1 protein-coding gene is annotated in these 694 nt (G+C 46.7%); it reads left to right on the top strand.

Features of this window, described 5'->3' with window-relative positions:
* A partial coding sequence (locus tag AB4486_RS24950; RefSeq protein WP_372119383.1) for a hypothetical protein occupies window positions 1–694 on the top strand: 694 nt, incomplete at both ends.

The following is a 694-nucleotide window of genomic DNA, read 5'->3' as shown; positions in this document are numbered from 1 at the left end:
AATGATACTAGTGGCGGACGAAGCCGATAATACGTCATGGGTAACGCAAGACGTCACGTTGACCCGACCAGACGACTACGCATTTCCAACAGATATATACCTGCACCCGACGCTAACCGCATATGAAGCATTAGAAAAAGGATACGCAACTAACGGAAAGCAGACAGCAGATAACGGTGTCGAATACGCAATACTATCCGACACCGATGCGAAAAAGTATTGTAACAGCCTTGGACTTTCTATTCTCGACCTCACAAGTTATGAGAGTTGGAAACAGAAAACCCAACACACACTGGGTACATACGGAATGAGCCTTCATACCTTCTTGTGGAATGGTAACGCATACCCGCATGAAATGAGAAAAGACTCCGACGACCAAACAAATGGAGATAATTATAGCACAGTCACATGTAATGGTACGCATGATTGGATAATAGACGTTGCAACAAACGCACAGGCAACACCCGGCATACCGGAAAGCGTTAGCGTTACAGCCATAGGCGAAGACGGGTTCACGTACGACGTAACGAACAAAGGAACGCTTAGTTGTACTCCTACTTGCGTAGTAAGTGGCAACACAATCACGTACAACGCAACAGGACAACATACAGTCACATGGACCGGATTGCAGCAAAGCGAAACAACCATCGTAAACGTCGCGCCATACCCAGACACTAAGATAGACGTCTCCGTC

This window comes from Vibrio sp. 10N.222.55.C6 (assembly GCF_041473395.1).
GTDB classification, from domain to species: domain Bacteria; phylum Pseudomonadota; class Gammaproteobacteria; order Enterobacterales; family Vibrionaceae; genus Vibrio; species Vibrio crassostreae_C.
Note: the sequence above shows the minus strand (reverse complement) of the source record. Positions and strands in the feature narration are given on the sequence as shown.